The organism is Phytopseudomonas daroniae (genome assembly GCF_004327275.1).
GTDB lineage: Bacteria > Pseudomonadota > Gammaproteobacteria > Pseudomonadales > Pseudomonadaceae > Aquipseudomonas > Aquipseudomonas daroniae.
Genome location: NZ_QJUJ01000001.1, coordinates 692,970 through 715,546 on the forward strand (window position 1 = coordinate 692,970; position 22,577 = coordinate 715,546).

Sequence of the window (22,577 nt, forward strand, 5' to 3'; positions counted from 1 at the left end):
AGACTTTCATGTTCCAGCGGATAACGTCCTTCGCCTTCTGCTCCCTGTTCGGCATGACCATCGGCCTTCCCGTGACCTGGGCCGATAGCAACTCAATTTCGCAAACCCCGCTGTTCGTCAGCGAGTCGGTTCCCCCTCTGAACATGCTGGTCATGGGCCGCGATCACAAGCTTTACTACGAAGCCTACAACGACGCCTCCGACCTGGATGGCGATGGTGTAATCGACGTCGGCTACAAGCCAACCATCGACTACTACGGCTACTTCGACTCGAACCGCTGCTATACATACAGCAGCAACAGATTCAATCCTGCCGAACCGGCCAGCAATAAGAAATGTTCCGGGCAGTGGAGCGGCGATTACCTTAACTATCTGACTACTTCACGGATGGACGCTCTGCGCAAAGTGCTCTACGGCGGTTATCGTTCCACTGACAGCACCACGGAAACCGTACTCGAGCGCGCATACATTCCGCAAGATGCCCATAGCTGGGGGAAGGAATACCGCTCCGAAGCTCATGACGGTTACCGAATCAGTGACTACACCCCTTTGGCACAACCCACTGGCACAACACGCCATCTCTTCGCCAATACGACCCTACGCGCTGACAACAATGAGCATCCCCTGCTGCGCTATATCCAAAACAGCACCTTCCGTATCTGGGAATGGGTATCGATTGAACAGCCGGTCGCAGGATCGGATTGTGTTCGCGGTAGCGATAACTCCCGGAGATCATGCGGAACCATCACCGACCTACGTGTAAGGGTTGCTGCCTGCGTCGACGGTAAGCTCGAAGACAATTGCAAGACCTACTCGAATGGAAAAAGCAAGCCGACCGGTATCCTGCATGACTTCGGCGAAGCCGATCGCATGTACTTCGGCCTGCTCACCGGCTCCTACGCCAAGAATACCGCTGGCGGCACCCTGCGCAGCAATATGGCCAGCTTTTCGCAGGAAATCGACGGGAACGGTCGATTCATAAAAACCGATGGCATAGTCGCCACCATCAACAATCTCAAGACCATTGAGTTCGATACAAACAGACAGTACAACGTCAATTGCGGCTGGATTACCGACGGCCCGATCAGTGATGGCCAGTGTTCGATGTGGGGCAACCCCATTGGCGAAATGATGTACGAAACCATGCGCTACTTCGCCGGTGCCAATGGCCCGCATGGCACTTATGACATCGGTGCCAATGCCAAGGACAGCACAACGCTTGCCCTGCCCCGGCCCAACTGGGTCGCCCCGTACAAAAGCGCAGCTCAAGGCGGTGGCGACTACCCTGCCTGCGCCATTCCGGTCATGACCGTGGTCAGTGACATCAACCCATCCTACGACTTCAAACTTCCCGGCAGCCACTGGAGCAACCTCAGCGCCCAGGACACGCCCTCCATCGCAGGGCTCAACGTCTCCACCGAAGTCGATGCCATTTGGACTAGCGAAGGCGGTGGCAGCCGCAACGTCTTCATCGGCGAGTCCAATAATGTGGCGGACAGCGCACCAACGGCCAAAACGGTCTCCAATCTGTCCACCGTTCGCGGCCTGGCGCCCGAAGAACCCAGCAAGCAGGGCACCTATTACTCCGCAGGGGTGGCGCGCTTCGGCGCCAACAACAAAATCGGCGGCGACAAGGAGATGATGACCTACTCGGTCGCTCTGGCGTCCCCCCTGCCGAAGATCGAGTTCCCGGTAGGCGGCAACACGGTGACCGTGGTGCCTTTTGCCAAATCGGTGGGAGGCAGCGGGATCAGCAACACCAGCAACTTCCAACCTACCAACCAGATCGTCGACTATTACGTTGCGCAGATAGCCAATACCGACCCCCAAGGCAGTGACCAGGACGCCACCGTCAATGGCGGACGCCCATACGCCCAATTCCGCATCAACTACGAAGATGTGGAGCAGGGTGCCGACCATGATATGGATGCCATTGCCCTCTATACCCTGGCCGTCAATAGCTCAGGGCAACTCGATATAACACTGAAGTCGGAATACGCCGCGGGCGGTATTCATCAGTATATGGGCTATGCGATTTCCGGAACGACCAAGGACGGCGTCTATCTGGAGATATGCGACCTGAAAGACAATCGCGCCAACGACGGTACCAACAACAAGGCAAATAACTGCGCCGCCCAGGTGCGTTACAAGCTCAACACGCCGCCAGGCCGCGACCCAGGCTGGTGCGCCATTGAGGCGAATCGCACCGGTAGCGCAGAGTGTAACGGTCTACCGCCCGATGCCAGCCGCGCTTTTACCCCCTCCAACACTCCAGGCGCCACCCTGCTCAACAATCCGCTGTGGTATGCGGCCAAATACGGTATGCCGGCACGCACTCCCTCCGATGTGAGCGGCGATCCCGACAACTACTTCCTGGTGACCAATGCCCTGACCCTGAAGGATCAGTTGACCAGTGCCTTCAATGACATCGTGAAGCGCAACAGCAGCGTCACCTCACCCACGATCAGCACGGAAGGCAGCAGTACAGCTGATGGCACCTTTGCCTATACCACCAGCTTCGATGTTGATCCCTGGAGCGGCACGCTGAGCAAGATCAACACCAATACCCCGGGACAGGGCAATGGGGAATGGACTACCGACACAACGCTGACCGGTGCCGGCCGGAATATCATATTCGCCCGGAATGGCACGTTGGCGTCGTTCAACTGGAGCAATCTGAGCGAAGCTCAGCAAGCGCTGCTCAACACCGCCCCGAATGGCACGACCGATACCCTCGGCGAATCACGCGTGGGCCAGATCCGTGGCAGCAAGCTAGGCGATATCGTCAACTCCTCCCCACTGCTGGTCGCTGGCGCCAACTATTCCACCAGCAATGCCAACGCTCTGGAAGGCAGCAACAACTACGCCACGTTCAGGGCGGAGCAGGCAGAACACTCCACGATCTACGTCGGTGCCAATGACGGCATGCTGCATGCCTTCGACGCCGTAACCGGCACGGAGCGCTTTGCCTTCATTCCTAGCGCGGTAATCAAGAACCTGCCGATCCTCACCGCCGATGACTACGGCGAGGAAGGCGGCACCCCGCACCAGTACTTCGTCGATGGTTCTCCTGTAGCGCGCGACGTGTACTTCGAGAATGGGAGCTGGCACAAGGTGCTGCTCGGCAGCCTGGGGGCTGGCGGCCGCTCCGTTTTCGCTCTGGATGTCACCGACCCGAACAACCCCGAACTGCTCTGGGAATTCAGTCACGAGGATGACTCGGACATGGGCTACAGCATACCCACCCCGGGCCTCTTTCGTCTTCACACCGGCGAATGGGCCGCACTGGTTCCCAACGGTTACGACAGTGGCAGCAATGCTGCCGTACTGTTCGTGCTCAACATCGAGACCGGCGAAGTCATCCAGAAGCTGACCGCCACCCCGGAGCTGGAAGAAAACGAAAGAATAGACAGCCTGGCCAATGGCTTGTCGCGCGTGATGGGCTTCGACATCAACAACGACGGCATCGTCGATTACGCCTATGCCGGCGACCTGCTCGGCAACCTGTGGCGCTTCGACCTGCTCAAGACCGGCGTGGATAGCCCATTCACCGCCGATGCCACTAAAGATGACCTCGAGGTCTCCTTCGGCGGAAAGCCGCTCTACGTGGCCCGAGATGCAAATGGCAAGCGCCAGCCGGTCACCGCGGCACCACTGCTGACCAGGCACCCGAGCGGTCTGGGTTATATCGTGACCTTCGGCACCGGACGCTATCTGACCATCCTCGACAAGAACAATACCGATCAGCAAAGCATATATGGCATCTGGGATCGTAAAACCGCCGGACAGGCAACCAGCAGTTCGCTGAGCGATGGTAAAAGCCGTAGTGACCTGCAAGAACAGGAGTTCACCGCAACGACCTTCAATGGCAGGAAGGCATACAGTCTCAGCCAAAACACCATTGACTGGTACGATGGCCAGGGCATGGCCGATAACAATGTTGACCAATGGGGCTGGTATATCGACTTCCCCGAGGACGGCGAGCGCCTGATCTACAACATGCGCATGCTCGGCAATACCCAACTGCTGACCACCATCACCCCAAGCGAAGACCCTTGCGAGTCAGGGCTGACCGGTAGCGCCTACGGAATCAATTCGACGACAGGCGGCGCCACCCTTTATTCAACCTTCGACCTGGATGGTGACGGAGAATATGACCCGAACATTTCCGGTTTTGTCTTCGACGGCGGCGACTTCAGCATTTCCAGCGGCAGCATCTATGTGAACGCAGGCGACAGCTCCAGTGGCGTCGAGGATTACGCCGTGAACGCCGGCCTGACGGAAGGCCGCCAAACCTGGCGACAATTACCTACAGAGGAATGATCCAGTGCTCAACAGCCACTACCCTCGCCAGAACGGCTTTACCCTGATCGAAGTGATGATCACCGTGGTGATCATCGGCATACTCGCGGCGATCGCTTATCCGAGTTATCAGGAATTCGTCAAGCGCGGCAACCGCACCGAAGGCCAGGCGTTCCTCAACGAGGTCGCCGCCCGACAGGAGCGTTACTATGCGCAGAACAACGAGTACACCGATGACGTGGACAAGCTCAACCTGAAGAATGGCAGCACATCGGAAACAGGAAAATATGAGCTGTCTATCGACGAAGTCGCTGGTGACGGCGGCTACACCCTCACCGCAGAACAGAAGTTCAACGACACTGCCTGCGGCAGCCTGACTCTGACCGCAACAGGCGTAAAAGATGTTACCGGCAGCAAGGACTGGAAGGACTGCTGGAAATAAACCAATTCCAACGCCAACTAAAAAGGCTCGGCGCCTGCCGTGAGCGCTTGCTCAAGGCTCAGCGCCGGGCCTGACACTCCGCAGTGGCTCGTCAGGCCGTCGCTTTGCCTCGGCCCCCTTCAGACTCGCAGTCACCCGCAAAACCCTCCCTCCAACCAGTGCTTCCCTTGTCGGGGGAGCGGGAAATATTCGCCCTTGAGTGAGAGCGCCCTACCGGGCGCCGATTTCTGCAGCAGCTGGGACTTCAGCGCTTGGCGATGATGTACACCGCATGAATGATGCCGGGGATATACCCGCACAGTGTCAGCAGGATGTTCAGCCAGAAGGCACCGGCAAAGCCGACCTGCAGGAATACACCGAGCGGAGGGAGGATAATGGCGATCAGAATGCGGATCAGATCCATGATGTATGTCCTATTGAGGTTGGCCCGGCTGGGCGATACCTGACAATCGACTTCCGCCATTGGCATCCGGTTCAAGGAAAATCGGGCCGCCTGCGATGCCGCGCATGGCCCCTGCGACGCGTCTTCGGCGGGCTTTCACACGATGATCGGAGGCGTCTATAGTGTTCTGGCCTGTCTATAACCGCTCCACTCCTCCGCAAGGGAATTCCTATGAGCAAGACCTATAACGTGGCCGTACTGGTTGGCAGCCTGCGCAAGGCGTCGATCAACCGTAAACTCGCCTTGGCGCTGGCCGATCTGGCTCCGCAGAACCTTAGTCTGAAAATCGTCGAAATTGGCGAATTGCCGCTGTACAACGAAGACATCGACGTCGATCCTGCACCGGCGGCCTACACCAGTTTCCGCGCTCAAGTGAAGGCAGCGGACGCCGTGCTGTTCGTCACCCCGGAATACAACCGCTCGATCCCCGCGCCCTTGAAGAATGCCGTGGACGTGGGCTCGCGCCCTTACGGGCAGAGCGTATTCAGCGGCAAGCCGGCCGGCGTGCTCAGTGCCTCACCGGGTGCCGTCGGTGGCTTCGGTGCCAACCACCAATTGCGCCAGGCGCTGGTATTTCTCGACATGCCACTGCTGCAACAACCGGAAGCCTATCTGGGTGGCGCAGGCAACTTCTTCGATGAGAGCGGCAAGCTGGGCGACAGCATCAAGCCGTTCCTGCAGAAGTTCATCGATGCCTACGCCGCCTGGGTCGAGAAGACCGCCAAGGGCTGAGTGCGTCCAACAGGGAGCCTGACAAGGCTCCCTGCCAAGAAGCTGAATATCTTCCCGTCCTGCTGCAGGGCGCTGCTCAACCATGCGGCGCACTCACCAAGAATTGTGATAGTGCCGGAGATGTCGTCCAGGAAGCCTATCCGACGGTAGATCAGGTGAGATGGGCATGGCCGCCCGTGAGGTAGTCGAGCAGGCGAAACAGCGTGCTGTTGGCCGAGCGCCCATGGGAAATGCCATCGCGCAGCGCGGCGCGATCCTGTACCGCACCAGGGCGGGACAGTTCATCGGCACAGTGCGCCAGCAGGGCTTCGACACTTTCGGCCGTACTCTCCAGATGGCATTGCAGCGCCACGGCGCGCTCGCGCCAGACAAAACCCTGATTAGCGCAGGCTGCCGACCCATAGAGCGCAATCGCGCCTTTGGGAATGGCGAACTGCTCACCGTGCCAATGCAACGCCATCAGCCGCTGCGGCAGCATTCGCCCCAATGGCGAGCGGCTGGAATCGACGTGCTTTTCCAGCGGCCACCAGCCGATCTCCGCGCCTGCGCAGCGCGTAACCGGCGCGCCCAGGGCTTCGGCCAACAACTGGCCACCCAGGCAGATACCAAGCAGGCGTTTGCCGGCCATCAGCGCCTGATGGATCAGGCGCTTTTCAGCAGACAACCAGGGCAACGAAACCTCATCGTGCACGCTCATCGGCCCACCGAGCAGGATCAACAGGTCGAAGCACTCGACCGTAGGTAGACGACCGTCCTCATAAGGCAGGAAGACCTCGGGCCGTACCGCATAACCCGCCAGCCAGTCCAGGATCGCCGCCGGCCCCTCGAAGGGCACGTGCTGAATGATCGCGACACGCATGTCAGACCACCTCCATCGTTTAGGGTTTGTTGACGTTTCAGCACGACCGCGCCGGAGCCCGTTTTGCCGCGAGGCAAGGCACGAGCTGCGAAGTTTAGCTGGCTAAATGAGTCAGCGAGAAACGCCGCATCGCGGCAAAACAGGCCCGGCCCTTCGGGTGGGGCCGCCTAGGTTGCGCGGGAAATCTCGCCATGCGTTGTTGGAGGACTTGGCAAGGGAACAACCATTACCGGCGTCCTCCGCCTAGCGGATCGCCGCCCGGCCTGGCGAGATTTCTCGCGGCAACGCGGCTTGTGCTGAAACGTCAACAAACCCTATGCACTTGGCGCGGGAAAAAGCCCGGGTCAGGCGCCGCAGCATTTCATCGACATTACCGGAGCTGACCGTCAGCGCCGGAGAAAAGCGCAGGCAGTCGGCCTGGGGCGCGTTGATCAGCAGGCCTTCCTCGAAGGCGACACGAGCCACCACGCCGGCATCGAGGTCAACCAGTGGCAAAGCCAGCAGCAAGCCCTGCCCACGCACCGCGCCGTGGCCATGACGCCTGGCCAGGCGCGACAGCCCATCACGTAGATGCTCGCCTACCTGCCGCACCTGCTCGAGAAACCCCGCCTCCAGCACGGTGTCGAGCACCGCCAGCCCGGCCGCCGTCATCAGGGCGTTGCCATGGTAGGTTCCGCCCTGCTCGCCCGGCTCGAAACAACAGGCGTTACCGCGGGCCAATAGCGCTGCCAACGGCACGCCACCACCGAGCCCCTTGCCCAGCGTGATGACATCCGCGCGCACGCCGTATAGCTCCTCCGCCAACAATGCGCCGCAACGGCCAATGCCGGTCTGCACCTCGTCGAGGATGAGCAGCACGCCCTGCTCACGACACAGCCGTTCGGCGCCCTGCAGGTACTCCAGCGTAGCCGGAACAACGCCCGCCTCGCCTTGCACCGGCTCGAGCATCACCGCCGCCGTGTTGTCATCGATGCTCGCCGCCAACGCCTGCAGATCGTTGAACGGCACCTTGCTGAAGCCCGGCATCACCGGCGCGAACAAGCCTTCGAAAGCTGGCTTGCCGGAGGCCGCCATGGTCGCCAGTGTGCGGCCATGGAAAGCGTGGCGCGCGGTGACGATGCCCGAGGCGCCAGCGCGGTGAATCCGCCCCCACTTGCGCGCCAGTTTGATCGCCCCTTCGTTGGCTTCCGCGCCGCTGTTGAGGAAATACGCCTGGTCACTGCCGCTGGCCTGACAAAGGCGAGAAGCCAGTTCGAGCATGCCGCGGTTGTAGAACGCCGGCCCGGGATTGATCAGTTGTTCGGCCTGACGCTTGAGCGCCTCCACCAGCACGGTCGGGCTATGACCGAGGCTGTTGACCGCCCAACCCTGAGTGAAGTCCAGGTAGGCGCGCCCGTCGGCATCCCACAGCCAGGAGCCCTGCCCCCGCACGAAAATCTGTTCAGGACGTACCACGGTATTCATCAGACGCAGGCTCGCTAGTGGGTCGCGCATCACTGCGGTACCTCTTCATGGCGGTACTCGACACCCAGCAAGCGCAACCCCTGGGAACTCTGCTCGAGGATACGGCGCAGCTCGCGGCGCCGTTCGATGTACAGCTCGAATCCTTCGTCGCTCGGAAAGCGCAGGCGCAACTCGCGGCAGACCTCGACGTAACGGACGCTGCTGACGCTCATCTCGGTCAGCAACAAGCCGTTGCGTGACAGCACGATACGGTAGTCACTCATGCGCTGATGCCCTCCAACGGCCGGCCGAGCAGGCGCGCCGACCAGTCTTCCAGGCGGCCAGAAGCCAGCCGCTGTGAGACCTGCTCACGCCAGCGTGCCGACAGTGCCGGGCACATCTGCAACTGCTGCAACCCCTCACGCTCCAGAGGTGTGTGGAAGAAGTACGCCACCGCCTGGGCCACGCTCAGCGACGGATAGGGACGCTCGGAAAGCTCGAGAGGATTTTCCACGCTGACAAAACCCGACTTGAGCACGCGGTAGAACCAGCCACAGCGGCCACTGTCCTGCACTTCATGCGGCAACTGCTGCAACGACCAGCGCCGACTCAGGCGATAACAAGGTGAGCGTGGCTGGCTGACCTGCAGCAGCGCGTCGCCCCAGCGAAACACATCGCCGATGCACACCTGCCTCTCGGTCATTCCCAGGGTGGAGAGATTCTCCCCAAAGCCCGGCGCCTGCCAGCTGACCTGCGGGTAGCGCTCGCGCCAATGGGCGTAGTGCTCGGCCGGATAGTGGTGCAGGGCCCGCTCCGGGCCGCCATGAAAACGCGTGTCGCCCTGCTCATCGTTGCCCAACCCCTGCGGCCATAACCATAAGCGGTGACTGATCGGACGCTTGTCGATGGCGCTACGCAGCCCGCCGCCAATATCTTCGGCTTTACCTATGAAAACCCCAGCCACGCTCAGCCTGCTCATTACCTTATCCGCCGCCCTGAAACTTAGGAGATCCTAGATTATGGGGTTAGGCCAATAGCCAGCCATTTCGATTTTCCAGTTTTATCTATAAGCTCTACTTATGGATTTCAGACAGCTTCGCTATTTCGTCGCACTCTATGAGGAAGGCCATGTTGGCCGGGCCGCCGAGCGCCTGAGCATTTCCCAGCCCGCGCTCTCGCAGCAGGTCAGTCAGCTGGAGCGACAGCAGGAGGTCGCCCTGTTCGAGCGCACCGGCAAACGCCTGCTACCGACCCTGGCCGCCCACACCTTGTACAACCACGCGCTGCCGCTGCTCGATGGCCTGGAGCGCGCCCAGGAAGCCCTGCGTGGCTTCCGTGGGCAAGGGCCGCGCACACTGGCCATCGGCGTGCTGCAAACGGTCAATGCCAGCCTCGTGCCGCTGCTGCTGGAGCGCCTGCACCAGGCTCAACCGCATCTTATCGTGCGTATCTATGAATTGTCGGGGATCGATATCGAGCGACGCCTGCTGACCGGCAGCCTGGATATCGGCATCGGCTTCCTGCCGCCGCGTCAGCCGGGATTACACAGCCTGGAGCTCTACGAAGACGAACTGCAACTGGTGATACCCCAGAACCATTCGCTGCGCGAGTTCAAGAAGGTGTCCCTGACCCAGGCCGCTGAGCTGCCCATGCTGCTACTCGGTGAGGAGTTTCGCATCCGCCAGATCTGGCAGGAGCAATTGGCCCTGCTCGGCCGCAGGCCACGGGTCCAGGCGGAACTGAACCACATGGGCGGTATTCTCGACAGCCTGATGCATACACCGCTGGCCACCGTACTGCCCGGTCGCGCCCGGCAGATGCACGCCAACCAGGGCCTGCTATGGAAGCCATTGAGCGAGCCACGCGTACCGCTGAAAGTCGGCTTGGTATTTCGTGATGCGCAGCGCCAGCAGGCGACGCTGGAGCTGTTGCGCTCGGTGCTCGACGGGGTCATTCAGAAGCCGCAGTGAGCCTCGTAAATGCGGGGCATATTGTTGTTTGGGGGCGTGCGCGGTGATGCCGATTTCTTGCGGCGGATTACGCCTTCGGCTAATACGCCCTACCGGTTTACGGTGAACGCGGGGAGGTGTAATCCATCGTTTACCTGCAGGAGATCGCCAGGCGCCACGGTTTTTGTTTGCCGCACAAAGAAAACCCCGCCGAGGCGGGGTTTTGCAGACTGTATCCTGACATCCTTGTCAGCTTGCCATCCTGGCAGCATCCCACGTATCCCTGTCTGTCCAGTGCGCTTCCTGCGCCAAGTCCCTGAATGAAGATTATGCTTCGCATGCAACTGCCAACAGTGGTCAAAGGCAGAACTGCATGTAAGCGATAGCCTACATGCAGCACACCAGTAGAGCCGTGGCTTACAGCCTTTAGAACTGCTCGGCATCGAGCAGGTACAGGCTCTCGCTGCCGGCGCTCACCGACGCGCTCAACGAATGAATGCGCGGCAGCAGACGGGCGAAGTAGAAACGCGCGGTGCCCAGCTTACTGGCATAAAAATCATCCTGCCCTTCCTTGCCCAGTGCCGCCTTGGCCATCAGTGCCCACATATAGGCGTAGGCGGTGTAACCGAACAGATGCAGATACTCCACCGACGCCGCGCCTATCTCGTTGGGATTGCTACGCGCACGCTCGAGCAATGCAGTCGTTTGCTCTTCCAGGTTGGCGACCGCCGCCAACAACGGCCCACTGAACTCGGCAGGCGGTGCATCCGCGGCGCTGGCGAAGGCGCGAATCTCATCGGTGAAATGCCGGGAGAAAGCGCCACCGCTGCCCACGATCTTGCGGCCGACCAGATCCAGTGCCTGGATACCATTGGTGCCTTCGTAGATCTGCGTGATGCGACAGTCGCGCACCAGTTGCTCCTGGCCCCACTCACGCACGTAACCGTGCCCACCGAAAACCTGTTGACCATGAATGGTGGTTTCCAGCCCGAGATCGGTCAGGAACGCCTTGGCCACCGGCGTCAGCAGCGCCACCAGCTCTTCGGCACGCTTGCGGGTGGTCGGATCGATGCTGTACTTGGCGGTGTCGAGCTGCATGGCGACGTAGCTGGAGAAGGCACGCCCGCCTTCGTTCAGCGCCTTCATGGTCAGCAACATGCGACGCACGTCCGGATGCACGATGATCGGGTCGGCCACCTTGTCCTTGGCCACCGCACCACCCGGGGCGCGGCTCTGGATGCGCTCGCGGGCGTACTCGATGGCACTCTGGTAGGAACGCTCGCCGGTCGACAGGCCCTGGATACCGACGCCCAGGCGCTCATAGTTCATCATGGTGAACATCGCCGCCAGACCGCGGTTCGGCGCATCGATGATGTAACCGGTGGCACCGTCGAAGTTCATCACGCAGGTGCTGGACGCCTTGATGCCCATCTTGTGCTCGATCGAGCCACAGGACAGCGCGTTGCGCTCGCCCAGAGAACCGTCGGCCTTGACCAGGAACTTGGGCACCAGAAACAGCGAAATGCCCTTGGGCCCAGCGGGTGCGTCGGGCAGTTTGGCCAACACCAGGTGAATGATGTTCTCGGTCAGGTCGTGCTCGCCACCAGTGATGAAGATCTTGGTGCCGCTGACCTTGTAGCTGCCGTCGGTCTGCGGCTCGGCCTTGGTACGGATGATGCCCAGATCGGTACCGGCATGCGGCTCGGTCAGGCACATGGAGCCGGCCCAGACACCGGCATACATGTTCGGCAGGTAGGCCTGCTTCAGCTCTTCGCTGGCGTGCGCGTTGATCGACAGGCAGGCCCCCGCAGTCAGCATCGGATAGAGGCCGAACGACAGGCTGGACGAGTTGACCATCTCCTCGACCTGGGCGGAAATCACCTTGGGCATGCCCATGCCGCCGAACTGCGGATCGCCGCCCACCCCGACCCAGCCCCCTTCGGCATACGCCTTGTAGGCCTCGATGAAACCGGCTGGCGTGGTGACCACGCCGTTGGCCCAGGAACAGCCTTCTTCATCGCTCGCCCGGTTCAGTGGCGCGATCATGCCTGCGGTGATCTTGCCCGCTTCCTCGAGGATCGCATTGGCGGTTTCCTCATCGACGACCTCGGCCAGGGCCGGCAGCTGCGCCCACAGTTTTGAGACCTGTAAAACCTCGTTGAGCACGAAGCGCATGTCACGCAGGGGAGCTTGATAATCGGCCATGGGAAGTCCTCGGTAGCACGTTCAGACCCCGAGTCTAGCCCAACAACTTTTCAGACACATAGGGTCGTGTCGTGACCGATCAGCCACTGATCGATCACGCTGTCATTCAGGCCCGATCAGTCTTCAGCTTGACTGCGCCGCGCCGCTGCACCTGGCTGCTCACGCAGTTGCGCCCGGCGCTCTTGGCACCGTACAACGCCTTGTCGGCGGCCTTGAGCACTTCCTCCACGCTGCGCTGTTCGTCACCGCGTTGCGCCACGCCGATGCTGACCGTTACCGACACATGGGTGGCGCCAGCGCCAGTGCGGCGCTGGCGGCCGAGCTGATCATCACCGGGACGCTTTTGCCGATCACGCAGCTGAATCTGATACTGCTCCACGGCCTGGCGTATCGCCTCCAGGTGCGGCAGGCACTGCTCGATGGTCTTGCCCGGAAACACCAGGGTGAATTCCTCGCCGCCATAGCGATATACCTTGCCCCCACCGCCGACCTTGCGCAGCTGGCTGGCGACCAGACGCAGCACCTGATCACCGACATCGTGGCCGTGGGTATCGTTGAATTTCTTGAAGTGATCGACATCCGCCATGGCGAGTACGTAATTGCGCCCCAGCCGTTGCAACCGCTCGTTCAGCGCACGACGGCCCGGCAGGCCGGTGAGCTCGTCACGGAACGCCATCTGGTAAGCCTCGTGGGCCACGCCGACGACGATCATCAACATCACCACACTGGACATCACCTGCAGCGCATGGGGCTGGATAAAGGTATTGGGCAGCATCCACAACAGGGCGATCACGCCAACACACTGCACGGCGTGCACCGGCCGCGGCGTGCGCAGGTACTGCACCAGCAGCGCGACGATGACCAGCAGAAATAGCGGATAAGCCAGCTGCACCAGGCTCATCCACTCGGCATGCAGCGCGGGCCAGCGGATCACCGACAACCACTGCTCCAGTGCCTGTGGAAAACGCCGCGCAAGCGCCGCGGCCACTGCGCAAGCAGCCAGCAGCACCGCCACACGGGCAACCAGATCCTGGATCAGGTGCGTGCGCTCGTGCCACAGCGCGAACAACCCGTAGAGCGCTGGCAACAACAGGCTGCAGAGGTGAAAGACCAGCGCCGCGTCATCGCGTACCTGACCGAAATCGCGGTAATGATCGGCCTGCTCATCGAGCACGAAATAACCCAAGTAGAGCACCAATAGCAGGAACAGTTCGCGCTGCCGGCCATAGACCACGCAAAAGGTGCCGCCTAGAAGCAACAACAGGGTCGGCAGGACATTGAAGAGCGAAGTGAAGAAGTCGGTCAGACTCGGCAGAGTCGCAGCCAGCCATCCACCACCGAGCAACAACAACGCCGGCAGAAAGTGTCCCAAGCGCAGGGCGGCTAGGCGCGACAAGGCGAGCTCCGCAATGACCGAAAAGAGACTGGCATTTTGCCTGTGTTTAGTTGGCGGCGCACGGGATCAGCTCACATCGTGATCTCTCTTTTTCGCCGTGCTCGCAAACCTGCACGCCGGGCAGCTGTGTTCCAGATGAATGAAGTCATAAAGAATGGCCGGGGGCCATTTTCAACGTCGCTTGCGACGGACGGCTCGAAGGGTGGCCGCAGGCCATAAAAAAACCGCGACCCGATGGGCCGCGGTTCTTTCAACGCCTGGGCTATCAGTAACCCAGCGCGAAGTCTTCCTCGTTCATGTCCATCAGGCTGCTTGCGCCGGACAGCATGGTTGCAACGTGGGTGCGGGTACGCGGCAGGATGCGCGCATAGTAGAACTGGGCGGTCTGCAGCTTGGCCTTGTAGAAGGCCTGGTCACCCTCGCCCGTGGCGATCTTCTCCGCCGCGACACGCGCCATGTCGGCCCAGAAGTAAGCCAGGCAGGCATAACCGGAGTACATCAGGTAATCCACCGACGCGGCACCGACTTCCTCGCGATCCTTCATGGCGGCCATGCCGATCTTCATGGTCAGCTCGCCCCACTCCTTGTTCAACTTGGCCAGCGGCTCGACGAATGCCTTGATCGATTCGTTGCCTTCGTTGGCCTGGCAGAACTTGTGGACGATCTTGGTGAAGCCCTTGAGTGCTTCGCCCTGGGTCATCAGTACCTTGCGGCCCAGCAGGTCGAGGGCCTGAACGCCGGTGGTGCCTTCGTACATCATGGAGATGCGGCAGTCGCGCAGGTTCTGCTCCATGCCCCACTCGCTGATGAAACCGTGACCGCCGTAGATCTGCATGCCGTGGGAAGCCGACTCGAAGCCCACCTCGGTCATGAACGCCTTGGCGATCGGCGTCAGGAAAGCCATCAGGCCATCTGCGGCTTTCTTCTGCTCTTCATCCTGGCTGTGCTTGAGGATGTCCACCTGCTTGGCGGTGAAGTAGACCATCGCCCGGTTGCCCTCGGCGAACGCCTTCATGGTCAGCAGCATGCGACGTACATCGGGGTGCACGATGATCGGGTCGGCCGCTTTTTCCGGCGCTTTCGGGCCAGTCAGCGAGCGCATTTGCAGGCGCTCACGGGCGTACTTGATGCCGCCCTGGAAGCCGGCTTCGGCGTGGGCCAGCCCCTGCAACGCAGTACCCAGGCGCGCGGTGTTCATGAAGGTGAACATGCAGTTCAGGCCCTTGTTCGGCGGGCCGATCAGGTAGCCGGTGGCTGCGTCGAAATTCATCACGCAGGTGGCGTTACCGTGGATACCCATCTTGTGCTCGAGGGAGCCGCAGGTCACCGCGTTGCGCTCACCGACGCCGCCTTCGGCATTGGGCAGGAACTTCGGCACGATGAACAGGGAAATACCCTTGGTGCCAGCCGGTGCGTCTGGCAGGCGAGCCAGCACGATATGCACGATGTTATCGGCCATGTCGTGCTCGCCAGCGGAGATGAAGATCTTGGTGCCGGAGACTTTGTAGGAACCGTCAGCCTGAGGCTCGGCCTTGGTACGCAGCATGCCGAGGTCGGTGCCACAATGCGATTCGGTCAGGCACATGGTGCCCGTCCACTCGCCGGACACCAGCTTGGTCAGGTAGATGTGCTGCTGCTCGGGAGTGCCGTGGGCGGAGATGGTGTTCATCGCGCCATGGGACAGGCCCGGGTACATGCCCCACGACCAGTTGGCGGTGCCGACCATTTCGCTGACGGCCAGACCCAGAGACTCCGGCAGGCCTTGGCCACCGTGCTCGACATCATGCGCCAGGCTCGGCCAGCCGCCTTCGACGAACTGCTTGTAGGCTTCCTTGAAACCTGTCGGCGTCGTCACACCGGATTCGCTCCAGGTGCAGCCTTCGGTATCGCCCACGCGATTCAGCGGAGAGAGCACCTGCTCGCAGAACTTGGCGCCTTCCTCGAGGATGGCGTCGACCATGTCTGGCGTGGCGTCCTGGCAACCGGGCAGGCTCTGGTAATGCGCTTCATAGCCGAGCAGTTCGTCACGAACGAAACGGATGTCGCGCAAGGGGGCCTTGTATTCAGGCATAGCGGGTACCTCTGCGGGTGGTCTCTTATGTTTGGGATGACCGATAGGCGGTCGTTAGCAGAATGGTCATATATGGAATCGGCTGTCAGCGCAGCCGACTCAAACACATGTTTGAAACATACGTTTACGCCCAATCACTGTCAAGGCCCGCCCTCGATCGTTCAGGCGTGCAGATCGAGTAAGCCGGAGGATGCCTGATCAGTTGCGGACATGGCGTAGAGAGCGATGCCTGCGGGCACCGGGCGGGTTTCCTGGCCGACAGAGCTGACTGACGGGTCGTCGCTTTCCTTGCCCTCTTCGTCGGCGGGAGCCTTCGACACCTCAGCTTCGCTGCGCTGCATCGCGGCGAGTTCGGCGCGCGCCACCGCCATTTGTGCCTGGGCCTGGCTGGCCACACTGCGATCCTGTGCCGAGGGCTCGGCAGGCGCCAGGGCAGCCCGTATCACGATCTGCATCTTGCTCAGCGTCGCCTGTGGATCATTGGCTACCACCCCGACGTCGATACTTACCTCGCCACCAGTGGCATAGCGCTTGCCGTCCGGCCCACGGGTATAGGTGTAGGGTCACACATCAATGTCGTATCCGAGCGATCGGCTGAGTGGTCACTCAAAGGGGCGAAAGCAACCGTAGGATGGGTGAAACCCATCAATGCCGATGGGTTGCACCCATCTTACGACCGTCCGCCCCTTATGGCTGCCATTCCACATTACGATACCCCGTTGCCGCCTCGGGCACATCGACCACCCTGGCCGACATATGACCGTTGTCGCGACACTAGGCGGTGACGTCGATCAAGGTGCCTAACACCTTATCCGCGGTTGCCACGACACGAGCGCCGGCCTGGGCTTCGTATTGCCCGACACGCATCTCGACCATCTTGTCCGCTATATCGGAGCGGGCGGCGGACGGCTCATTGGCATGCACGCGTTCGGCAGTCACGGGGGCACTGGCGATGTCACCGGCAGCCTGCTCGACGCGACGCTGGCCGGATTGGATGGTATTGATGCCAGCATTGAAGGCGCTGGGGGCAATCTGCATGGGACGTCTCCTGCTGCAGGAACTTCATGGCATGTATTTAAGCAGAAGCCGCTTAAAAAACGTACAACCAAAAATCGAGGATAAATCAGCTTCTTAGAAGCTGTTCACGATCTCGCGGGCCAGAATCAAGGGTCGCCTGACAGGACGCTATGTGGCGCAAGCGGACAGTCGTAGGATGGGTGAAACCCATCGGAAATTGATGGGTTTCACCCATCCTACGGGCTAATCCAAGCTACAGGTCGTGGCCGAACGTAGCCTGGATTAGCCGCAGGCGTAATCCGGGGCCGAAGGCCGTGATCCATGGTTCAACGCAGGTCACCGACCGTCTGCTTCCGCCTTGCAGCATATGAACAGCTTCTTATCGCATCAATCTCGATAAATCGAGATGCTGCGCCACCTGCTCCGGCGAGGCCGATGGCAAATGCGGCACCTGACCGATACAGGGCGCCGGCAGTCGCTCGCTCAGGGTGTCGAGATTGTCCTGCAGCCGTGCGACATGCGGGTCGACGATATTGGCTACCCAACCCGCCAGCGGCAGGCCGTCACCCAGGATAGCCTCAGCGGTCAGCACAGCATGGTTGATGCAACCCAGACGCACGCCTACCACCAGAATCACCGGCAATTGCAGTGCCCGAGCCAGGTCAGACAAATTGGCAGTGCCGCTCAGCGGCACGCGCCAGCCACCAGCACCTTCGACCAGGGTGAAGTCCGCGCCTTTATCCAGAATCGTCCGAACTGCTGCACTCAACTCAGGTACCTCGAGCAGTACACCGTCATCACGGGCCGCCAGATGCGGCGCGATGGCCGCGGCGAACGCCTTCGGGTTCACCTCTGCATAGCACAACGGCAGGCTGCATTGCGCGAGCAGAGCCAGGGCATCGTCATTGCGCAGCCCGTCTGTGGTGAGCTGGCAGCCGGAGGCGACCGGCTTGGCCGCAGCCGTCGACAGCCCGGCGCGGCGAGCGGCATGCAGCAGGCCGGCAGCAATGGTGGTCTTGCCGACTTCGGTATCGGTGCCCGTAACGAAATAGGCCGCGCTCATGGGCGTTGCTCCTTTTGCAGTACGCCGTAGATGACCTGATAGGTGCAGGGCAATCCCTCTGGCTGGCGCCGCTGTTCGTAGGCATCGCCAAGCGCGCGTAGTCGCGCGCGACCTGTCAGCCCGGCGGGGCGACCGTCATTGAGGTTGTGTGCGCCCAATGCCTTGAGGCCGTGAGTGAGGCTGCGCAGATCCGGGTAGTGGAGGCAGTGCGCACGAACCTGCAGCCTGTTTATCTGCAAACCGCTGGCGGCGCACAGCATCTGGTAATCCTCAGCGCGGCGAAAGCGGTTGACGTGAACGAAGCCGTCCACGGCCTGCCAACTGTCGCGCAGCTCCTGCAAGGTGCCGACGCACAGACTGCTGAACGCCAGTACGCCGCCCGGTCGCAATACCCTGCGCACCTCGCTGAGCACGGCCTGGAAATCCTCGCACCATTGCAGCGCCAGGCTAGAGAAGATCAGATCACAACTCTGATCGCGCAGCGGCAGCTGCTCGGCGTCACCGGCGACGAATTGCCCAGCACCGCCCGCCTGACGGGCGTGATGCAGCATGCCTTCGGCGATATCCAGGGCGATGCCTTGGGTGTGGGGAAAGCGACCGGCCAGTGCACGGCTGAAATAGCCGGTGCCGCAACCGAGATCGACCCACAGCTCTGGCGACAGGCTCGCCGACAGTTGCTCCAGCAGGCGCTGGCCGACCTCACGCTGCAAGCCCGCCACACTGTCGTAGCTGCTGGCAGCCCTGGAAAAGGAAGCAGCCACGCGGCGTTTGTCGGGGCGCTCGTTCACGTTTGCGCCTCCATGAACCGGATCAGCGTGGCAGCCACCTCTACGGCCTGTTCCAGAACGAAAGCATGGCTCGCACCTTCGATGCTGCGCACCTCGGCCGCAGGCTGCAATGTCTGCACAGCCGCCGCAGCACTAACCGGCACCAGTGCATCCGCATCGGCGAATAGATGCAATTGCGCCCCCTCGAAATGCCGTAAGGCGGATCGCGTATCGAGCGTGGCGAGCAGGTCGAGCCCGGCCATGGAATCAGCGCCGCCTGCTTGCGCCATCAACGCCCGAGACAGCCCCCGTGCATCCGCGGCGCCCTGGCTGCACAACATGGCGAAGCGTTTGAGGGTGGCGGAAGGGTTCTGTCCGTAAGCATCGCAAAACGCTGTGAAAGTGGTCGCCGGCATCGCCTCGGGCCAGGCTTCGTTCGCGATGAAAGATGCATTGCTCGCCAGCGTCAGCAGGCCAGGACAATCCTTGCCGCGCCGCACTGCCAGAAGACTGGCAAGCATGCCGCCAAGTGACCAGCCTCCCAGCCAGACACCGCGAGGCAGGCGCTCATCCAGCGCATCGAGCCAGCGTTCGACCTGCGCATGAGCGAACCCTGGTAACGGTTCTATCCGCACCTGCAGATGCGAGCCAAGCGCGTCGGCCAACGGCTCCAGCGGCGCACTGCCAAATCCCCAGCCAGGCAGCAGGATCAGTCGTTCAGCCATCACCCAGGCTCTCCCGGCAGTTGCGCCCAGCACTGGGCGAGTGCCTCCAGCAGACGATCGACCTGAGCGAGATCATGGGCGGCAGACAGGGTGACGCGCAGGCGCGCGCTGCCCGCAGGCACGGTCGGCGGACGGATCGCCGTGACCAGGATGCCGTGCTCGCGTAGCGCCTGGGACAAGGCAACGGCACGGCCACTGTCGCCAATCAGGATCGGTTGAATGGGCGTATCGCTGTCCATCAGCTCCAGGCCGATGCTGGTTGCGCCCTCCCGGAAACGGCTGATCAGCGCGGCCAGATGCTCACGTCGCCAATGCTCGCTGCGCAGCAGCTCCAGGCTCTTCAGGGTGGCGCAGGCCAACGCTGGCGGCTGGCTGGTGGTGTAGATATATGGGCGGGCGAACTGCACCAGGGTGTCGATCAAATCGTCGCTGCCGGCGACGAAGGCACCAGCGGTACCGAATGCCTTGCCGAGTGTGCCGACCAGCACCTGCACGTCATCCACACCCAGGCCGAAATGTTCGACGACCCCACCGCCCGTGGCTCCCAGCGTGCCGAAACCATGGGCGTCATCGACCATCAGCCAGGCCTCCTTGCGCCGCGCTTCGGCACACAGTGCCGGTAGGTCGGCCATATCGCCGTCCATGCTGAACACCCCGTCGCAGACCACCAGAGTATTGCCCTCGGCCTTGTCCAGACGCGTGGCGAGGCTGCCGGTGTCGTTGTGCAGATAGCGCGAGAACCGCGCGCCGCTGAGCAGGCCTGCATCCAGCAACGACGCATGGTTGAGGCGATCTTCCAGCACCGTGTCGCCCTTGCCGACCAGCGCCGTGACGGCACCCAGGTTGGCCATATAACCGGTGGAAAACAGCAGCGCACGGGGTCGCCCGGTGAAGTCGGCCAGGGCCTCTTCCAGTTCATGGTGCGGCGTGCTGTGGCCGATCACCAGGTGCGAGGCGCCACCACCGACGCCCCAGCGTTGCGCGCCGGCGCGCCAGGCTTCGACCACCTGCGGATGATTGGCCAACCCGAGGTAATCGTTGGAACAGAAGGCCAGCAGTTGGCGTCCGTCCACCTCGACCAGTGGCCGTTGCGGGGTGCCCAGCAGGGGGCGCTGGCGATAAAGATCGGCGGCACGACGCTCGGCCAGGCGAGTGGATAGATCGAAGGGCATGTGATGGTCGGCTTTTCGTAGGAGCCAGCTTGCTGGCGAATCTGTCAGGAGCGACAAACGCTTCGCGAGCGAGCTCGCTCCTACAGGATCGGCGTCAGGCTGAAGCTGCGTCGTAGAACAGCCGCGAGTCGCGCTGCTCGACCAGCGCCTGCTCGATGGCAGCCTGGTGCACCTCGTCGGCGTGCTCTTCACGCGCTTCCGGCTGGATGCCGAGGCGGGCGAACAGTTGCATGTCCTTGTCGGCCTGGGGGTTGGCCGTGGTCAGCAGCTTCTCGCCGTAGAAGATCGAGTTGGCACCGGCGAAAAAGGCCAGGGCCTGCATCTGCTCGTTCATCGCCTCGCGCCCGGCGGACAGCCGCACATGGGATTTCGGCATCATGATCCGCGCCACGGCCAGCATGCGGATGAAGTCGAAGGGATCCACGTCCTCTTCGTTGGCCAGCGGCGTGCCCTCGACCTTGACCAGCATGTTGATCGGCACCGACTCCGGATGCTCCGGCAGGTTGGCCAACTGGATCAGCAGGCCCGCGCGATCATCCAGAGATTCGCCCATACCAAGGATGCCGCCGGAACAGATCTTCATGCCCGACTCGCGCACATAGGCCAGGGTCTGCAAACGCTCGCTGTAGGTGCGGGTGGTGATGATGTTGCCGTAGAACTCCGGCGAGGTGTCGAGGTTGTGGTTGTAGTAGTCGAGGCCGGCCTCGGCCAGGGCGCGGGTCTGCTCCTGATCGAGACGCCCCAGGGTCATGCAGGTTTCCAGGCCCAGAGCCTTGACCCCTTCGACCATCTTCAGCACGTAGGGCATGTCCTTGGCGGACGGATGCTTCCAGGCCGCGCCCATGCAGAACCGGGTCGAGCCGATGGCTTTGGCCTCGGCGGCCGCCTCCAGCACCTTCTGCACTTCCATCAGCTTCTGCTTGTCCAGGCCGGTGTTGTAGTGGCCGGACTGCGGGCAATATTTGCAGTCTTCGGGGCAAGCGCCGGTCTTGATCGACAACAGGGTCGAGACCTGCACACGGTTGGCATCGAAGTGCGCACGGTGCACGGTCTGGGCCTGGAACAGCAGGTCGTTGAACGGTTGCTCGAACAGCGCCCGGACTTCAGCCAGGCTCCAATCGTGACGCAGGGTGGCGGCGGTACTAGCGCTCATGGGGGCAAGTCCTTATCTACAGGCGGCCTGCTACAGTCGAAAGCAGACCCAACACGGATGTGCGGCATAGTTAAGGAAGCGCCATGCACTGTCAACCATATGCTTTTATCAAGGTTTACAACTGGCTAAAAATAAAACAAACCTGTTTGCTCTGCGATGATCCTATCGACACGCGCCTGCCGCTCTGCGCGGAATGCGATACCGAGCTCCCATGGCTCGGCCCGCATTGCCAGGTCTGCGCCCTGCCCCTTGCCGTCGATGGATTGACCTGCGGCGGCTGCCTGAAACGCCCACCGGCTTTCAGCCGTGTCGAAGCGCCATGGCGCTATGGCTTTCCCGTGGACGCGCTGATCAATCGTTTCAAGCATCAGGCTCGTTGGCCCGTGGGCCGACTGCTTGGCGATCTGCTCGCTCGTCACTTGGCGCATGCATTCAGCGAAGGGCTGCCCAGGCCAGATCTGTTACTGCCCGTGCCGCTGTCGCCCAAACGTCAGCGGCAGCGTGGTTTCAACCAGGCGCAGATGCTGGCTCAGGTGCTCGGTCAGGCATTGCAGATACCCCAGCACAGCGACTGGTTGCGGCGCATCGGCGATACGCCGGCCCAACAGCAGCTCGATGCGGCAGCCCGCCAGCGCAATCTGCGTGGCGCCTTTACGGTACGCCCCAAAGCACAGGTGAAAGCGCGGCATGTGGCACTGGTCGACGACGTACTGACCACCGGCGCCACGGCGCGGCAACTGGCACGCCTGCTCATCAGGGCTGGCGCGGCGCGCGTGGATGTCTATTGCCTGGCTCGCACACCCGCACCGGGCGATCATTGACGAGGGCAGAAGCGTCACG

Annotated in this window: 20 protein-coding genes; 5 read left to right on the plus strand and 15 right to left on the minus strand. The window is 61.7% G+C overall.

Going from position 1 to position 22,577, the window contains the following annotated elements; genetic code table 11:
* Positions 1-53 precede the first annotated feature (53 nt).
* Entirely contained in the window at positions 54-4,322 is a 4,269-nt protein-coding gene (locus DNK10_RS03330; RefSeq protein ID WP_244216193.1) for a pilus assembly protein, read from the plus strand.
* A gap of 4 nt (positions 4,323-4,326) precedes the next feature.
* Positions 4,327-4,743, plus strand: coding sequence for a type IV pilin protein (locus DNK10_RS03335; RefSeq protein ID WP_279635813.1), 417 nt, complete (start codon positions 4,327-4,329; stop codon positions 4,741-4,743).
* Between the two features lie 244 nt (positions 4,744-4,987).
* Here DNK10_RS03335 and DNK10_RS03340 read toward each other — a convergent pair whose 3' ends face one another.
* The gene (locus DNK10_RS03340; RefSeq protein ID WP_131179557.1) at positions 4,988-5,146 is read right to left on the minus strand and encodes a YqaE/Pmp3 family membrane protein; all 159 of its coding nucleotides are present in this window, start codon (positions 5,144-5,146) and stop codon (positions 4,988-4,990) included.
* 210 nt (positions 5,147-5,356) lie between these two features.
* On the opposite strand from DNK10_RS03340, the gene DNK10_RS03345 reads away from it, so the two are divergent.
* Positions 5,357-5,917, plus strand: a complete 561-nt coding sequence (locus tag DNK10_RS03345; RefSeq protein ID WP_131179558.1) for an NADPH-dependent FMN reductase — start codon at positions 5,357-5,359, stop codon at positions 5,915-5,917.
* Positions 5,918-6,068: 151 nt separating this feature from the next.
* On the opposite strand, the gene DNK10_RS03350 is transcribed toward DNK10_RS03345, so the two are convergent.
* The 4 genes from DNK10_RS03350 to DNK10_RS03365 all read right to left on the minus strand — a co-directional run bounded on the left by DNK10_RS03350 (position 6,069) and on the right by DNK10_RS03365 (position 9,198).
* Positions 6,069-6,776, minus strand: coding sequence for a type 1 glutamine amidotransferase (locus DNK10_RS03350; RefSeq protein WP_131190567.1), 708 nt, complete (start codon positions 6,774-6,776; stop codon positions 6,069-6,071).
* 243 nt (positions 6,777-7,019) lie between these two features.
* On the minus strand, positions 7,020-8,270 hold the full coding sequence (locus DNK10_RS03355) for an aminotransferase class III-fold pyridoxal phosphate-dependent enzyme (RefSeq protein ID WP_131190568.1): 1,251 nt from the start codon (positions 8,268-8,270) through the stop codon (positions 7,020-7,022).
* Positions 8,270-8,503 (minus strand): hypothetical protein, encoded by a 234-nt coding sequence (locus tag DNK10_RS03360; protein ID WP_131190569.1) that lies wholly within the window; start codon positions 8,501-8,503, stop codon positions 8,270-8,272. The genes DNK10_RS03355 and DNK10_RS03360 overlap by 1 nt, the downstream gene beginning before the upstream one ends.
* The gene (locus DNK10_RS03365) at positions 8,500-9,198 is read right to left on the minus strand and encodes an MOSC domain-containing protein (RefSeq protein ID WP_131190570.1); all 699 of its coding nucleotides are present in this window, start codon (positions 9,196-9,198) and stop codon (positions 8,500-8,502) included. Before DNK10_RS03365 ends, DNK10_RS03360 begins: the two co-directional genes overlap by 4 nt.
* Before the next feature lie 100 nt (positions 9,199-9,298).
* Between DNK10_RS03365 and DNK10_RS03370 the strand changes: the two genes are divergently transcribed.
* Complete coding sequence (locus tag DNK10_RS03370; protein ID WP_131190571.1) at positions 9,299-10,189, plus strand: LysR family transcriptional regulator; 891 nt, start codon at positions 9,299-9,301, stop codon at positions 10,187-10,189.
* A gap of 405 nt (positions 10,190-10,594) precedes the next feature.
* On the opposite strand, the gene DNK10_RS03375 is transcribed toward DNK10_RS03370, so the two are convergent.
* The 10 genes from DNK10_RS03375 to bioB form a co-directional block, all read right to left on the minus strand.
* Entirely contained in the window at positions 10,595-12,373 is a 1,779-nt protein-coding gene (locus DNK10_RS03375) for an acyl-CoA dehydrogenase C-terminal domain-containing protein (RefSeq protein WP_131190572.1), read from the minus strand.
* Between the two features lie 106 nt (positions 12,374-12,479).
* The gene (locus DNK10_RS03380; protein WP_131190573.1) at positions 12,480-13,769 is read right to left on the minus strand and encodes a GGDEF domain-containing protein; all 1,290 of its coding nucleotides are present in this window, start codon (positions 13,767-13,769) and stop codon (positions 12,480-12,482) included.
* Between the two features lie 265 nt (positions 13,770-14,034).
* The gene (locus DNK10_RS03385) at positions 14,035-15,840 is read right to left on the minus strand and encodes a phenylacyl-CoA dehydrogenase (protein WP_131190574.1); all 1,806 of its coding nucleotides are present in this window, start codon (positions 15,838-15,840) and stop codon (positions 14,035-14,037) included.
* 161 nt (positions 15,841-16,001) lie between these two features.
* On the minus strand, positions 16,002-16,343 hold the full coding sequence (locus DNK10_RS03390) for a putative metalloprotease CJM1_0395 family protein (protein ID WP_244216204.1): 342 nt from the start codon (positions 16,341-16,343) through the stop codon (positions 16,002-16,004).
* A gap of 271 nt (positions 16,344-16,614) precedes the next feature.
* A complete protein-coding gene (locus DNK10_RS03395) occupies positions 16,615-16,878 on the minus strand; it encodes a hypothetical protein (protein WP_131179567.1) in 264 nt (87 codons plus the stop codon).
* Positions 16,879-17,236: 358 nt separating this feature from the next.
* Positions 17,237-17,920 carry a dethiobiotin synthase gene (gene bioD, locus DNK10_RS03400; protein WP_131190575.1) on the minus strand — a complete coding sequence of 228 codons (684 nt, stop codon included), beginning with the start codon at positions 17,918-17,920 and terminating at the stop codon, positions 17,237-17,239.
* A complete protein-coding gene (gene bioC, locus DNK10_RS03405; RefSeq protein WP_131190576.1) occupies positions 17,917-18,708 on the minus strand; it encodes a malonyl-ACP O-methyltransferase BioC in 792 nt (263 codons plus the stop codon). The genes bioD and bioC overlap by 4 nt, the downstream gene beginning before the upstream one ends.
* Positions 18,705-19,412 carry an alpha/beta fold hydrolase gene (locus tag DNK10_RS03410; protein ID WP_131190577.1) on the minus strand — a complete coding sequence of 236 codons (708 nt, stop codon included), beginning with the start codon at positions 19,410-19,412 and terminating at the stop codon, positions 18,705-18,707. The genes bioC and DNK10_RS03410 overlap by 4 nt, the downstream gene beginning before the upstream one ends.
* Positions 19,412-20,584 (minus strand): 8-amino-7-oxononanoate synthase, encoded by a 1,173-nt coding sequence (gene bioF, locus DNK10_RS03415; protein ID WP_131190578.1) that lies wholly within the window; start codon positions 20,582-20,584, stop codon positions 19,412-19,414. Before bioF ends, DNK10_RS03410 begins: the two co-directional genes overlap by 1 nt.
* Positions 20,585-20,678: 94 nt before the next feature.
* Positions 20,679-21,737 (minus strand): biotin synthase BioB, encoded by a 1,059-nt coding sequence (gene bioB, locus DNK10_RS03420; RefSeq protein ID WP_131179572.1) that lies wholly within the window; start codon positions 21,735-21,737, stop codon positions 20,679-20,681.
* 83 nt (positions 21,738-21,820) lie between these two features.
* On the opposite strand from bioB, the gene DNK10_RS03425 reads away from it, so the two are divergent.
* A complete protein-coding gene (locus tag DNK10_RS03425) occupies positions 21,821-22,558 on the plus strand; it encodes a ComF family protein (RefSeq protein ID WP_131190579.1) in 738 nt (245 codons plus the stop codon).
* Positions 22,559-22,577 lie beyond the last annotated feature (19 nt).

Bases quoted from the DNA above. Each gene is read 5' to 3' on its own strand.
- DNK10_RS03365 (WP_131190570.1), bottom strand. From the start codon at position 9,198: ATGAGCAGGCTGAGCGTGGCTGGGGTTTTCATAGGTAAAGCCGAAGAT.
- DNK10_RS03395 (WP_131179567.1), bottom strand. From the start codon at position 16,878: ATGCAGATTGCCCCCAGCGCCTTCAATGCTGGCATCAATACCATCCAA.
- DNK10_RS03385 (WP_131190574.1), bottom strand. From the start codon at position 15,840: ATGCCTGAATACAAGGCCCCCTTGCGCGACATCCGTTTCGTTCGTGAC.
- bioD (WP_131190575.1), bottom strand. From the start codon at position 17,920: ATGAGCGCGGCCTATTTCGTTACGGGCACCGATACCGAAGTCGGCAAG.
- bioB (WP_131179572.1), bottom strand. From the start codon at position 21,737: ATGAGCGCTAGTACCGCCGCCACCCTGCGTCACGATTGGAGCCTGGCT.
- DNK10_RS03360 (WP_131190569.1), bottom strand. From the start codon at position 8,503: ATGAGTGACTACCGTATCGTGCTGTCACGCAACGGCTTGTTGCTGACC.
- bioF (WP_131190578.1), bottom strand. From the start codon at position 20,584: ATGCCCTTCGATCTATCCACTCGCCTGGCCGAGCGTCGTGCCGCCGAT.
- DNK10_RS03375 (WP_131190572.1), bottom strand. From the start codon at position 12,373: ATGGCCGATTATCAAGCTCCCCTGCGTGACATGCGCTTCGTGCTCAAC.
- DNK10_RS03330 (WP_244216193.1), top strand. From the start codon at position 54: ATGACCATCGGCCTTCCCGTGACCTGGGCCGATAGCAACTCAATTTCG.
- DNK10_RS03350 (WP_131190567.1), bottom strand. From the start codon at position 6,776: ATGCGTGTCGCGATCATTCAGCACGTGCCCTTCGAGGGGCCGGCGGCG.
- DNK10_RS03425 (WP_131190579.1), top strand. From the start codon at position 21,821: ATGCACTGTCAACCATATGCTTTTATCAAGGTTTACAACTGGCTAAAA.
- DNK10_RS03345 (WP_131179558.1), top strand. From the start codon at position 5,357: ATGAGCAAGACCTATAACGTGGCCGTACTGGTTGGCAGCCTGCGCAAG.
- DNK10_RS03410 (WP_131190577.1), bottom strand. From the start codon at position 19,412: ATGGCTGAACGACTGATCCTGCTGCCTGGCTGGGGATTTGGCAGTGCG.
- DNK10_RS03370 (WP_131190571.1), top strand. From the start codon at position 9,299: ATGGATTTCAGACAGCTTCGCTATTTCGTCGCACTCTATGAGGAAGGC.
- DNK10_RS03340 (WP_131179557.1), bottom strand. From the start codon at position 5,146: ATGGATCTGATCCGCATTCTGATCGCCATTATCCTCCCTCCGCTCGGT.
- DNK10_RS03355 (WP_131190568.1), bottom strand. From the start codon at position 8,270: ATGCGCGACCCACTAGCGAGCCTGCGTCTGATGAATACCGTGGTACGT.